At 53.0% G+C, this 13,973-nt stretch carries 12 protein-coding genes and 1 pseudogene; 5 read left to right on the forward strand and 8 right to left on the reverse strand.

Features of this window, described 5'->3' with window-relative positions; genetic code table 11:
- Positions 1-52: 52 nt before the first annotated feature.
- The 5 genes and pseudogenes from gcvH to lpdA all read left to right on the forward strand — a co-directional run bounded on the left by gcvH (position 53) and on the right by lpdA (position 5,511).
- Positions 53-460, forward strand: coding sequence for a glycine cleavage system protein GcvH (gcvH, locus tag GX147_07915; protein NLN60616.1), 408 nt, complete (start codon positions 53-55; stop codon positions 458-460).
- Positions 461-486: 26 nt separating this feature from the next.
- Positions 487-1,821: pseudogene (locus GX147_07920) on the forward strand (aminomethyl-transferring glycine dehydrogenase subunit GcvPA).
- Between the two features lie 15 nt (positions 1,822-1,836).
- Complete coding sequence (locus tag GX147_07925; protein NLN60617.1) at positions 1,837-3,276, forward strand: aminomethyl-transferring glycine dehydrogenase subunit GcvPB; 1,440 nt, start codon at positions 1,837-1,839, stop codon at positions 3,274-3,276.
- Positions 3,277-3,291: 15 nt separating this feature from the next.
- A complete protein-coding gene (gene lipA, locus GX147_07930; GenBank protein NLN60618.1) occupies positions 3,292-4,149 on the forward strand; it encodes a lipoyl synthase in 858 nt (285 codons plus the stop codon).
- A gap of 12 nt (positions 4,150-4,161) precedes the next feature.
- Complete coding sequence (lpdA, locus tag GX147_07935) at positions 4,162-5,511, forward strand: dihydrolipoyl dehydrogenase (protein NLN60619.1); 1,350 nt, start codon at positions 4,162-4,164, stop codon at positions 5,509-5,511.
- Positions 5,512-5,526: 15 nt separating this feature from the next.
- Here the strand turns inward: lpdA and GX147_07940 are convergent, their stop codons facing one another.
- From GX147_07940 to rplQ, 8 genes are all read right to left on the reverse strand, one after another.
- Positions 5,527-6,738: an MFS transporter gene (locus tag GX147_07940; GenBank protein NLN60620.1), complete on the reverse strand. Its 1,212-nt coding sequence runs from the start codon at positions 6,736-6,738 to the stop codon at positions 5,527-5,529.
- 219 nt (positions 6,739-6,957) lie between these two features.
- Positions 6,958-7,767 carry a matrixin family metalloprotease gene (locus tag GX147_07945; protein ID NLN60621.1) on the reverse strand — a complete coding sequence of 270 codons (810 nt, stop codon included), beginning with the start codon at positions 7,765-7,767 and terminating at the stop codon, positions 6,958-6,960.
- Between the two features lie 205 nt (positions 7,768-7,972).
- Complete coding sequence (locus GX147_07950) at positions 7,973-8,503, reverse strand: AAA family ATPase (GenBank protein NLN60622.1); 531 nt, start codon at positions 8,501-8,503, stop codon at positions 7,973-7,975.
- A 165-nt stretch (positions 8,504-8,668) separates the two neighbouring features.
- The gene (locus GX147_07955; protein NLN60623.1) at positions 8,669-10,846 is read right to left on the reverse strand and encodes an LPS-assembly protein LptD; all 2,178 of its coding nucleotides are present in this window, start codon (positions 10,844-10,846) and stop codon (positions 8,669-8,671) included.
- Between the two features lie 128 nt (positions 10,847-10,974).
- On the reverse strand, positions 10,975-12,255 hold the full coding sequence (locus GX147_07960) for a bifunctional folylpolyglutamate synthase/dihydrofolate synthase (GenBank protein NLN60624.1): 1,281 nt from the start codon (positions 12,253-12,255) through the stop codon (positions 10,975-10,977).
- A 9-nt stretch (positions 12,256-12,264) separates the two neighbouring features.
- The gene (locus GX147_07965) at positions 12,265-13,035 is read right to left on the reverse strand and encodes a 3',5'-cyclic-nucleotide phosphodiesterase (protein NLN60625.1); all 771 of its coding nucleotides are present in this window, start codon (positions 13,033-13,035) and stop codon (positions 12,265-12,267) included.
- A gap of 44 nt (positions 13,036-13,079) precedes the next feature.
- Positions 13,080-13,334: a translation elongation factor-like protein gene (locus tag GX147_07970; GenBank protein ID NLN60626.1), complete on the reverse strand. Its 255-nt coding sequence runs from the start codon at positions 13,332-13,334 to the stop codon at positions 13,080-13,082.
- Between the two features lie 167 nt (positions 13,335-13,501).
- Positions 13,502-13,927, reverse strand: coding sequence for a 50S ribosomal protein L17 (gene rplQ / locus GX147_07975; GenBank protein NLN60627.1), 426 nt, complete (start codon positions 13,925-13,927; stop codon positions 13,502-13,504).
- Positions 13,928-13,973: the final 46 nt, after the last annotated feature.

A 13,973-nucleotide genomic window follows, 5' to 3' on the forward strand; every position in this document is an offset into this window, starting at 1 on the left:
CCCGTTTACCGTATAAAGGGAAACGATTTCAGCATTTGGCAAGGAGGATTGTATGACCAAATCCAACCCGGACGACCGGCGTTACACAAAAGAACACGAGTGGGCCCTCGATAACGGGGACGGCACCATCACCATGGGCATCACCGACCACGCCCAGCATCTCTTGACGGACATCGTTTACGTGGAACTGCCGGATGTGGGAAAAAAGGTCAAACAGATGGATCCGGTCGCGGTCATCGAATCGGTAAAATCCGTCTCCGATATCTACTCCCCCGTGAGCGGTGAAGTTGCCGCCGTCAACGACGTTTTGCAGGACAAACCGGAGCTGGTCAACGAGGATGCCTTTGGCGTTGGCTGGATCGTCAAAATCACCATGTCCGATCCGGCGGAACTGGATAGCCTCATGAACGCGGCGGCTTACACTGCTCTGACCGCAACGGGAAAAGACGCGGACCATTAACGACAACCATCAATCAAGGTGAACTCATGATTTATACGCCGCACACACCGGGCGATACCGCGGACATGCTCAAAACGATCGGGGTTGCCAGTGTTGATGATCTTTTTCAGGACATCCCGGAGACCTGCAGGCTCTCCGAACTGCCCGATCTCCCTCGCGCTCTCTCCGAACAGGAAGCCTGGCGGCACATGCTGGACTTGAGCGGGCAAAACACAGTTCCCACCATGACCCTCATGGGAGCCGGGGCCTATCACCACTATATCCCGGCCGTCGTCGGCCACATCATCGGTCGCGCCGAGTTCTACACGGCCTACACCCCCTATCAAGCGGAAATAAGCCAGGGGATACTCCAGGCCATTTATGAATACCAAACAATGATCGCCCGTCTCACGGGCCTGCCCGTGTCGAACGCCTCCATGTAAGACGGGGCATCCGCTATGGCGGAAGGGGTTGTCCTCGCCGGGAAAACCACAAACCGTGACAACATCCTCATCAGCCGGACTGTTCACCCCGAATACCGCCAAGTCGTCGCCACCTATTGCGCCGCGAACGATTACACATTGGTGGAGATCCCCTACGACGTCTCCGGCAGGGTCGATACGCATGCGCTCACGGACACCATCGACGAGAGGACCGCCGCCGTCTGTGTCCAGAGTCCGAATTTTTTTGGCATTATCGAGGATTTTCAGGCAATCGAACCGGTTACACACAGCACCGGGGCTCTCCTGATAGCCGCTTTCACCGACGCGACATCCCTGGGGCTTCTGAAACCCGCCGGGGCATGGGGCGCGGATATCGTCTGCGGTGAAGGCCAGAGCTTCGGCAATCCCCTAAACTACGGCGGCCCCTATCTGGGCATTTTTGCCGCATCGGGCAAACTGCTGCGTAAGATTCCCGGTCGGCTCTCCGGCATGACCGTTGATCAAGACGGCAACCGGGGCTTCGTCCTGACCCTCCAAGGCAGAGAACAGCATATCCGGCGTGAAAAAGCCACCTCCAACATCTGCACGAACGAAGCTTTGTGCGCCTTGGCGGCTTCCGTCTACCTGGTCAGTCTGGGGAAAAACCTCAAAAAGCTTTCGGAGTTGAACGTTTACAAGGCCATGTATCTCAAGGGGAGACTTGCCGCCCTCCCCGGCTGGGAGACGCCTTTTCCCAGCCCTTGCTATAACGAATTCGTCCTAAACTGCCGGGATCCCGATCAGGTCAACACCGCCTGGCGGAAGGCGGGTATCATCGGTGGCTATGCTCTGGCTCATGACTATCCCGAACTGCCAAACGGTCTCGTACTCTGTGGAACGGAAATGCTCAGCAAAAAAGACATCGACCGGGCCGTGGGTATCGCGGCGCAACTCTCTTAGGGAAAGAAAACGGAAATGGATCTGATCTTCGAAAAAAGTCAACCCGGTCGCAGAGCCTCGGAAATTCCCGACAACGACGTCCCCCCGGTGTCTCTGAACGAGGCAATCGGCGAGGGATTCCTCCGGGAAGATGTCGATCTGCCGGAAGTGAGCGAACTAGACCTGGTTCGGCACTACACGGCCCTTTCCCGGCGGAATTTTGGCGTGGATCTGGGATTTTACCCCTTGGGTTCCTGTACCATGAAGTACAACCCCAAGATTACGGAGGAGGTGGCAAAACTACCCGGATTTACTGGGCTCCATCCGTACGCTCCGGAGACCTTCTGCCAAGGGAACCTTGCTCTCATGGATGAGCTCCGTTCGATGCTCTGCGAACTCTTCGGCATGGCCGATTTTGCCCTCCAGCCCTCCGCCGGGGCGCAGGGGGAGCTGACGGGCATCATGATCTGTCGCAAATATTTCGAGAAAAAGGGTGAAAAGCGGAACCGCCTCCTCATTCCCGACACCGCCCACGGCACCAACCCCGCATCCGGCGCCCTCTGCGGTTTTGAAACCGTAACCATCCCCTCCGGTTCGGACGGCGGAGTAGATCTGAATGCACTCGAGTCGGCCATGACGGAAGACGCGGCAGGCTTGATGCTGACCAATCCGAATACCCTGGGCCTTTTTGAAAATAACATCGTCGATGTGGCCCGAATCGTCCACAGACGGGGAGGACTCCTCTACTGCGATGGGGCCAATGCCAACGCCTTCCTCGGGAGAACCCGTCCCGGTGACACCGGTTTTGATCTGATCCAGATCAACCTCCACAAAACCTTTTCGTCCCCTCACGGCGGCGGGGGACCTGGCAGCGGTCCCATCGGGGTCGGCGCGAAACTGACGCCCTTCCTTCCTGTGCCCCGCATCGTCAGGGATGGCGACCGCTATACCCTGCGGGAAGACTATCCCGACACGATAGGCCGCATGAAGGCTTTCCACGGAAACTTCAACGTCATGGTGAAAGCCTACACCTACCTGCGCCTCCTCGGCGCAGCGGGCCTGAAGCAGACGAGCGACATGGCCGTCCTGAACGCTAATTACATCAAGGCGCGCCTGACTCCGTATTATGACCTCCCTTATGAACGGACGTGTATGCACGAATGTGTTTTTTCCGGAAGCCGCCAGGCCAAAGGCCACGGAGTCCACACCCTGGATATTGCCAAACGGATCCTGGACTACGGTTTTCATCCGCCGACGATCTATTTCCCCCTGATCGTGCCGGAAGCGATTATGATCGAACCCACAGAGACAGAGAGCAAAGAGACCCTGGACGCCTTCTGCGACGCCATGATCGCCATCGCGAAGGAGGTACGAGAAAATCCGGGTCTGGTCAGGGGGGCTCCGTATACAACAGCAGTCAAACGCCTGGATGATGTTCTGGCCGCACGGAAACCGAACATCTGCTGGTCTGAATAACGGGAGACAGGCTGGATGACCGTTGCCGCTCCAATCGTGAAAAAACCACCGTGGCTGAAAACCCGTCTGCCACAGGCAGGTGAGATGAGGGAAATAAGCCGTCTGCTTTCCGCCTGCCGTCTTTATACGATCTGTCAGGAAGCACGCTGTCCCAACATGGCGGAATGTTTCCAGTCGGGAACGGCCACATTCCTTATCCTGGGAGATTGCTGCACCCGTAATTGCGGCTACTGCAACGTGCGTTACGGCAATCCGGAAACAGTGGACACGGAGGAACCGGAGCGTCTTGTCTCGGCCGTTGGACATCTTGGCCTTTCTTACGTTGTTATGACATCGGTCAGCCGGGATGATCTGTCGGACGGCGGCGCATCTCAGTTCGCGCATTGCATCCGGCGGATCGGGGAGGCCTATCCCGCCTGCACTGTCGAGGTATTGATTCCTGATTTCCAGGGTTCATTTTCGGCGCTTCAGACTGTTATGGAAGCAGCCCCAGCAGTGATCAACCACAACATGGAGGTCTGTGAAAGTCTTTTCAGTACATTGAGACCGGCAGGCAATTACCGCCGATCACTGGAACTCCTGCAGTGTGTACGTGAACACACCCAGGACATTATCACCAAAAGCGGCATTATGGTCGGTCTTGGCGAGAATAAGGACCAGATCATCCGGCTCATGGAAGAGCTACGGGCAACAGGCTGTCAGCGGTTGACCATCGGCCAGTATCTGCAACCGACACGAAACCACTGGCCGGTCCGAAAATACTATCATCCCGACGAATTCGCCGATTTCCGGCAGATTGCGCTGGACATGAAATTCGAATCCGTCATGGCGGGTCCCCTCGTCCGAAGTTCTTACCATGCGGCGGGTATGTGAAAGGGAAAAACCATGAGCTACGATCTGATCGTCATCGGCGCGGGTCCGGGAGGACATGCCACCGCTCTGGAGGCGGCGCACCTGGGCCGGAAGGTCCTGATCATCGAAAACGGAGAATGGGGGGGGACCTGCACGCACAGGGGCTGCATTCCCACAAAAGCCCTCTTGGCCTGCAGCCGTCGTTACCTGGAAACCGAGTCCTGGAAAAGGCTCGGAATCACCGTGGAAAATGTCCGGTTTGACTTCAGCGCCGCCCGGCGTCATCAGCGCCAAATGATCCAACTATCGACCCTGGGTATCCGTAAATCCCTTCAGGACCAGGGGGTTACAACCTTGGAAGGAGAGGCCGTGATTGTGGCACCCGGCGAAGTTGCCGTAACCGATTCACTGGGCAAAACGGTCCACGCGAAAGGGAGTAACGTGGTTATTTCCTGGGGATCCAAGGCCTCCCCTCTGCCGCATATCCCTTTCAGCACCCGTGTCATCAACTCGGACACCCTCCTGCAGATGGACACCCTGCCGAAAAGTCTGATCGCGATCGGCGGCGGCGCCATCGGCGTAGAATTTGCGACATTTTTGGCCGAGGTCGGAACGCAAGTAACCTTGATCGAATGTCTTGCACAGATCCTGCCTTACGAGGATCCCGACGTCGCTGACTACCTGACAGGGGAGATGAAAAAAAAGGGGATCGAAATTCATACGGCCACATCTGTCAAGGAGATCGTTGAAGCGCCTGGACATGTGACGTTGGAGACGCACCAAGGAGAGCGGACTTTGCAGCTTTCAGCAGAGTATGTCCTCGTCTGCACGGGCCGTCTCCCTCACCTGAGGGAGACGGAACTGAAACGATTGGGCATCGCCTACAGCAGCAGGGGGATAGGAATCGATTCTCGTCTGGAAACGTCTGTGCCGGGAATTTATGCCGTCGGCGATGTCACGGGGGGCATCCTGCTGGCTCACCGGGCCGTAGCCCAGGGAAGGTCCGTCGTTCGGAGCCTCTTCGGCGAATCAGACACACATTACACGGATGATGCCGTTCCCGTTGTCGTCTATTCACATCCTCCCGTGGCCCGGGTCGGCCTCACGGAGAGAAGAGCCCGTGAGCTGGGCATCAACGCCGAAGTCAGAAAAAAAGATTACGGTGCCAATATGATCGCACGGACCGAACTGCTTGGTAGGGGATTCGTCAAGACAATCTTTCACGAAAGCCGTCTCATCGGTGCCGCCATAGCCGGCGAACAGGCACCCGATCTCATTTCATCCCTGAGTCTCGCTGTGGGCAACAAAATGACCGAGCGTGAACTGAAAAACTGGATTATACCGCATCCAACACTTTCCGAGTTGCTTGGTTGTCACAACTAGGCCGTCCAAAATACATCAGTGAACAGATGGATTGCCTCGCTTCATTTTGATTGCGAAAGCAGCTGCCCCAAGCATGCATCCCATACCACCGGCCAGAAAGACCAACTGGATATTGAGGAGATCGGTCAAAACACCCGCAAGAAGATTGCCGAAAGGCAGGAACCCCATAATTGAAAAGATGAGCAGGCTCACCACCCTTCCCCGCTTGCTTTCCTCGACAACCATCTGGACTTCGGTATTGCTCGCGGCGAAATGGAAGGCCATGCTCAGACCCGCTAAAAACATGCAACCAAGCGCCAAGGTGACAGAACGACAGGCGGCCAACCCAATAAAACCGGCACCGACACCCGCTATTGCCAGAGGAATGACTTTCATCAGGTCTCTTTTCGGAGGTTTTGCGGCAAAGTAAAGTGCCCCGACCAGGGCGCCGGCGCCCATGGCGGACATCAGGAGTCCCAAGGTTCGGGGGCCTCCGTGGAGAACCTCAGTCGCATAAACGGGCATAATGCTCACATAAGGGATACCCAGAATCCCCCCCAAGGCCATTAACAGGAGAATCGCCCGGATTCTCTTGTCATGGTAAGCATACACCAGCCCGTTCCATAACTCCCGAATGATGCCATGCGTTATCCTTGGCAGGGGATTGTGTGCCATGCGCATACTGCAAAGGGCGGCGATCACGGCGATATACCCCAAACCGTTTAACAGAAAACAAACCCCCTCACCGGACCATGCAATCAAAAAGCCCGCTACGGGAGGCCCAATCAGGCGGGCAAAGTTGAAAATGGCAGAGTTCATAGCGATCACATAGGCCAGGTCTTCCCGCCGCTCCACCATATCGGATACGAAGGCGTGCCGAACCGGCATATCCACGGCACCGACACAACCCAGGACAAGGGCTAAAAACAGGATAGGCCAGATCTGCTCAAAACCGGCCAGAACGAACGTAGCAAGCGCCAAGGCCTGCGCCATGGAAACGACCTGGGTAAAAAGAAGAATACGATAGCGGCTCCATCGATCTGACAGGACGCCGGCAAAAGGTGTTAGAAAAAAGGAAGGGATCATTCCCAGAAACCCGACCGTTCCCAAGAGCACAGCGGAATGGGTCAAACGATAGACCAGCCAGGTCACCGCAACATGCTGCATCCATATTCCGGTCAGGGAAACGCATTGACCGAAAAAGAAGAGACGGTAGTTTCGATAGTACAGGGCGCGAAATATCAACATAGGGTATGAGGACTCAGGGGTTGTTCAATTATGGACTCATCGAACTCTATTATTTATTTAATGCCATGTTACAGACACGATGTCAGGGGGACAAACAAAACGAACGCGGCGATAGCAATCACAACGATCCAGGAAGGAATTCATACGTAAGTATCTGAATTCATTTGCTTATCAGGTGTTTTTATGACAGAACGACACCCGACAAGGTTTCCGGACGGATTACTTTTCACGGCAGTGATCTTTTAAAGCGGCAATATCGGCGGGAGTCAGATCAAAGGATGCGCCATCAGGAACGAGGCGGTGCATCACGGCATAAGGATAGTCGTTGTGGTCAAGTCCCAGAGCATGACCTAACTCATGCACCAGAACCCGGATCAGGCCTTTTTCTCCATCGAACTGATAAATGGTGATGTGTTCTTTCATGCCCTCTTTGGCATATCGCCCCTTCTGAAATTCTTCGCCCAGTCTATTACCCTCCTCACGGTAGGACATCGCGCCGAGATTATGCTCCGAGACAATCTCCCCCATGGAAACGGTCATGCTTTCAAGGGTCTCCGCCATGCGCCTCAGTTCAGCCCGCCTTGCTTGCAGATGCGTACGAAGCGCATACAGATATTCTTTTCCCCGCATGAAATCCTGCTCATCGCCGTCCGATATCCCCCCACGACGCCGCCTGGACTCATGTTTATCATTAAATTCTCCTACTTGAGCATTGTATTTACTCAAGTCTTCTTCCAAATTCTTTTTTTTCTCCTCAAATTCCGCTTTTAATGCCTCGAAGCGCACCCTCAAATCCTCATAGCAATCCCGGGTATCTTGGATGTCGGAACGCAATTTCTTCAATTTTTCCATTGCTTCCTGCCGGTAGTCGTACACGAGGCTGATCACGATTTTTCCATTCGCCTCCTCGCGGAACAGCTCACGTGACAGCGGCGTTCCCCAAACGGAAGCCGCCTTTGCGACCAGACGGGAGAATTCCTGTCGGCTGAAACCAAAACGCTCGTCGACCGTGCCAATGCGATAGGTCAAAGGTTCCTTACAGGGACCCGTTGTTCTGAAAAGAAACAGAAACACAGCGGCCAAAATCATAAGAAAAATGATGGGCAACAAACGAAACGATCCCTTTTCAAACCGTAAAATCGAACGTTTCCCTGAACAACGGAACCAGCGCCCGTTCTTAGAAAACTCCTCCCGATCCCTCCTTGCCCAATCCACCATCACGCCACTGAACCGGCTAACGATATTTCTCGATGATATCATGCAATCTTTGAGTGGCCGCATCCATCGTATCTGTATTGAGAATGTATTCATCCGCCAGAGCAATGGGAATCGCCGCGCCGTAATCGATTTCCCGCTGATCCCTCTCATGGAAGGCATCGGGAGAATCATCGCTCCGACCACGCAAACAAATCCGCTGACGGCGTAGATCCATCGGTGCCAGGAAAGCGATGACGACGGCGGTGGCTTTCTGGCGGATCAGAGTAATCTCCGGCCAGGAACGCATCCCCTCCAGCATCACAACGGGTGCACTGATTTGCAGCGCTGTTTCCAAGGCCAACCGGGTTACCCCCATCCCGTCTTTCCCGCGTAACTCATTGGAAATATATGCTATATTTTCCGCTGTCGCCTCAATTCCACGGGATACAAGTTCAGCTCTAACCAAATCCCCTGTAGCGAAATAGGGAATCCCCCGGAATGCCGCATAGTCCCGGGCCAAATTCTTACCCGCCGCAGGCATTCCAACAATCACAAATATTTTCATCATATTACCCTCGATCCGAATCAAATCGGTGTACGCTGGGGTTTCTCTCGATGAAACCGGAAATCTTTACCCACCCTATGGTTACGTCGAGGGGATAGTGATATGGAGATGTGGCGGTCACGGACGAATGGGGAAGACCTCTTGGAAATCGGGGATACACCGCAATACCTAGTTCAAGCCCATCCCGTCTCCTCCAAGTCCGAATAATGAAAGTCCCGCAAAAATCTGTTGATCTTCGTGGCTTTTGGTAAATCCGATCCTCACACCCCAGCATTGATGCCGATACAGCAACGAGTAGGTCTGTTCAACGGTTCTGCTCGCCAGCAAGTTTTCCTTGAACGTCACGGACATGCTCATTTTCCTGTTGATCTTGGCTGTCAGGGACAGATTAATTTCTTCAAGCAGGTTCCGGGTATAATGGTAGCCAAGAGAAACCTTGTCACCTCGGGGGGTGGAAACATTCAGGTCGTTGTTGGTACGCAACCACGATCCCTTGTTGACATCATAGTGACTTCGGCTTTTCAGAGACAGGTAGGGATACGGGTTGAAATCGAGTTCAATGTCCGCAGTCCCGAAATGACGCTTTTTGGCGCCGGGATCATCCCACTCCCGTTTCACCCCATCAATATCGTACGTCTGGCCCAATTTCAATCTCATGATTTCCCTGTACTTTGGCCCCGTGCTTCCTTCCCTCATTTTAACCATGAAGGTGTTGATCAGAGCACAGGAAACAGCGTTTTGCTCATCCATCCAATCCACATAATCGGGCATGTCTTTCAGGTTGACATGGGGACTGTAGGCGTAACCCAATTCCGCCCTGATCCCATGGCGAAGCTTTTGAACAGACTTGCTGTCCATGGAATAAACGCGCTGAATTTCCGTGGTCACGAGAGCCCCGGCGACGTAGCCGCTGTGATTCCCGGTTTTATCAATACCGGCCAGGCCGTCTCCTCTCGCATCCCACAAGCTGCTACGCCACTCAAATCTCGGCAGAATATGGGCATAGGGTCCCAAACTGAGGGGCACCGTCAGAGCGGGCCGCAAATCGAAAAGGGATCCCCTGTGCCCTTCGCTACGGTAATAGTTATCGTATGAAGTCACCATATCGAAACGCAGGGGCGTCGCGGGCAGAGGCTGATTCACTGCCGTGAGCGTCACCTCGGGGTACTGCTGCAGGGTGTTTTCATTTGAGGAACTGGTAAAGTCATCCGTATAGCGCGCCAAAGCCGTCAGATTAAAAAGGGACCAGTCCTTGACTAAACGGACCTTTGAATCCAGGGAACGAAGGGACTTATCCGCCTCGAATGAGACTTTTTTGAAACGATTCTCATCGCCTTCATCATAGTGCGACCGATAGTAATTGCGGGAAGAAAAGTCTTTGAAGTACCAGTGATCGGACACACGGGCGACATCCGCCCGCAGATAATACCCTTCGCTGTCAAACGCGGTTTCATGTTGCAAATACAGAGACCAGCGATCATGATCCTTATTCCAGTTTCTGGACATGACGCCGTTCGCTTCATCTTTCCTCAGGCGATCCCGATAAAGATAATCCCCGTAAATCACACCGGAGCTCTCCGTCGTCGGGAAATATCGAAACTCGATCCCTTCCTTGAATCCACGTTTGCTCATATAACGCTGGTAGAATGTTGCATCCGTACTCTCGGAAATAGCCCAATAGAACGGGATTTCCACATCGACGCCATTTTTGTTTTTCGAATGGGAGAGGTAAGGAAGGAGGAAGCCTGTCTGCCGAGTGGTTTTTACCGGAAATAAAAGGTATGGGAAATAGAAAATGGGCGCTTTCCCGACACAAAGGGTGCCTTTTTTCAGCGTGCCGTATCCGTCGATGGTCACATTGAGTTCCTGCCCCCTTAGGGACCACGCCGGGTTTGGGCCATCACACGTCGTGGCCGCGGCATCCCTTGCCTGATAAGTTGCTTCCCCGTTTTTCTCAAACTGCCGACCGGAAATGTAGAAATGATTCTTGTCGATGAACATCCTTCCGTTGTCAACGGTTCCCGTTTTGGCTTCGATATTAAACGTAACGCTTTCGCCCTCGAGGATATCCTGATCAGTTCTCAGGACCACATTGCCTTCAGCGTAAACCGTATGGGTTGCCCTTCGCATGATGATCCGGTCGGCCTTCAGGGTTCCTCCAGGATACGTGATCAGTACATCACCTTCGGCATGATAACTTTCATCATTTTCCTCATAAATCAGGCGGTCGGCCTGGATGTTGACCGGACCTTCCTTGATTTTCAGGCCGTCGTCAAATGCAGAAAAAGAATATGAAGGAACCAGGAGAAGCCACGCAATCATGATAGACAACAGTCTTGTAAGCAAGCTTGCTCCCATTCTCTCTATGCTCTTTTTCCAAATCCTCAGCGTTCCACTCGTCATGATCAGGCGTCTCTCTCGGATTTTGGTTTGCTTAATTTAGTCAAAATGAACCGGAGAAAATCGGTGCTTTGCTATGACAAACAAGAGGCGAGCCATCCCTTCATTTCTCCTATCAGGTAAAGCGATCCGCATACACAGACCAGATCATCCTCTCCCGCATTTGCGACCGCTTTTCGCAGCGCTTCCCCGGCCGGCAAGACGATTTTCACTTGCGGACAATGCAAGGCGGCAATCGGCAAAAGCTGTATCGGCGATACGGCCCGTTCCGCATTCGGAAGCGTAATGATCATTTCATCAGCCAAAACACAGAGACGCCTGATCATCTCACGGTATTTTTTGTCGCTTAGCACAGCAAAAACAACGATCAGCCTGCGCCATGAATAAGATTGTCGCAGAGCACAGACAAGAGCAGAGATTGCCGCCGGATTATGTGCGCCGTCAAGAAGTACGGTGGGCCTGCTCTGGACCATCTCCAAACGACCGGGCCATTTAACGGACCCAAGACCCGCCGGGATGTGTTCCTTTTTTAAAACATAGCCTCGAGTGGTCAAGGCTTCAACCGAAGCGATAGCCAAGGCGGCATTCCGAATTTGGTGGTCCCCGGTCAAGACGGTTCTCAAGTTCCGCATGTGCCATTTCAGACTTTGATAAGAAAACGTACCGCCTGTCGTGCGGCGTATTTTGAAATCTTTGCCAAGTTCAAGGAGCGTGGCCCCGAGATCCTGACACCGCCTCAGCAAAGTCTGCCGGACGATTTTTTGTCTCGCTCCAGTCAAACACAAACCCTTCTCCCTGATGATACCCGCTTTTTCACGGGCAATATCCTGAAGAGTCCTGCCCAGATAATTCGTATGTTCCAACCCGACATTGGAAATGACGGAGATAAGGGGATCGACAACATTGGTGGCATCCAGTCTGCCACCCATACCGACCTCGAGCACCGCCAAATCAACCTGTTTCGCACAAAAATATACAAAAGCGGCGGCGGTCAGGCATTCAAAGTACGTCGTCCCCGGTTCTTCTACCGCCCTGATCTCCGCCACGCATCGATTCAGCTCCTTTGGGGAGATCATGTCACCATTAACCTGGATTCTTTCCCGGGCATCGACAAGATGCGGTGATGTATAAAGGCCAACCTTATACCCCGCCCTTATCAAAATGGAGGCGATCATGGAAGCGATGGATCCCTTCCCATTCGTACCGCCCACGAGGATCGTATCGTATGCTTTGTGGGGACGATTCAGCTTGGAGAGCAGATGCTTGAAAGGTACCAAGTCATAGCGAATCCCGTTACCCCCAAGGCCGATTAAATAAGTCCTGGTATCCTCATCGTTCATGATGTGATGTGGCATTGGGGAATCCTAAGGACGAATTTTTTCACCGTCCCGAAGGATGTGAATCTTTTTCTTCTGGGGAAGTTCGAGAAGTTCCCTGGTGATTTCCGCATCGTGTTGGAGTTTGAGGTGAAAAACATAGACCCCCGCCTCCTTGTGACGGAGTTTCTCCAACTCCCGGCTCAGAGTGCGGGGAGTTAAATGACGGGTAAGAGCAGCCAGTTCCTCCATCCTGTTGGGAAATGATACTTCAATAAAAATCCCCTTGAGATTGTCACATCTGTTGGCCTCCTGCCAGATAGCCTCTGTCGGACCAGTGTCACCAATGAATATGACTGCCCCCTCTCTTGACACCGCCGTATATGCCACGGTTTCGACCGTATGGTTGACCGGTGTAGCCGATATCATCCAAGATCCGGCGGCCAAGGGTTCTCCGGCCTGGATGGGTTGCAGTCTCAAGACCGGATTGGCCGGGGAAGGTATTAAGGAAAAATCGGGCCATATCTGCCCATTGAACAAGTGGTTATGAACCGTTTCGAGTATACCCGGGGTGCTTACCAAAACCAGGGGAAAAGGACGCCGCAAATAGAAGATGTTATCCACGAGGAACATGATGTCTCTGATATGATCGAGATGGGCATGTGTTAAGAATACATACTCGATCTGCAACTGCTCTTCAAGGGTGAGGACGGACGTAATCGTACCGCCGTCAACCAGCGTCTTGGTGTCCAATTGGAAACAAGTTGTGCCAAAACCGGGCAGGTGGGACCCGTAACACCCCAATACCCTGATTTCCATCTTGCGCTCCACAATTTATTTGATTTTACCGACGAAAACAAAAATCAAGTCACTTTGAAGACTTCGTCTCCTTCGCGAACCCGATCCTTGACTTTTAAACCGATAAAATCACCGGCTACGGCCTTCTCAATCTTCTGGTTATTCACTTCCATAGATTCGACGGCTTCCGTAAAATCCGTGGTGTGGCCGATAAACTTCAGGGTATCTCCGATACAAAGGGTTCCCGCGGTGATTTTAATCGCAGCAACGCTCGGCTTGGAGAAAAACTTCACTACTTCGCCAATTTTTTCTTCCGCCATAACCAGCCTCCTTCTATTTTTCATCATCCCACGATATACAGAAACGATTTCGTGATGTCTGCCCCCGCAGTATAAACATCTTTATTTCAATGACAAGAAAAAAGGCAAGTAGCGCTACTTGCCTTTTTCGCATTGCATTATTGCGGCCGGCAAGGCGGTCGGCAATCTCAGGTTTTTTCCACCGGAACCTTTGCCTTGGATTTGGTCTTTGCTTCCGTTTTTGTTTTAACCTCTTCCGGGTCCTTGACAAATTCCACAACCGACACGGGGGCATTGTCTCCTGCTCTAAATCCCAGCTTTATAATCCTGGTATAGCCACCCTTACGTTCACGATAGCGTTCCGCATACTCGGAGAATACCTTCTCCACAACATCCCGCTCACGGACAACCGTCAAGGCCTGACGCCGGGCATGCAGCTCACCCCTCTTCCCCAGAGTAATCATTTTCTCCGCGAGTTTTTTTAATTCCTTCGCCCTAGAATCCGTCGTCGTTATCTTTTCATGCTTCAGCAGGGACGTAACCATATTTCTTAGCATGGCCTCCCGGTGAGCAGTGGGGCGACCCATTTTCTTCTTTTGGTATCCGTGACGCATGAGAAACTCCCTTTCTCAGATATACGTAATGATATTCTCTGCCCGC

It is taken from the genome of Deltaproteobacteria bacterium (assembly GCA_012522415.1).
Lineage (GTDB): Bacteria > Desulfobacterota > Syntrophia > Syntrophales > JAAYKM01 > JAAYKM01.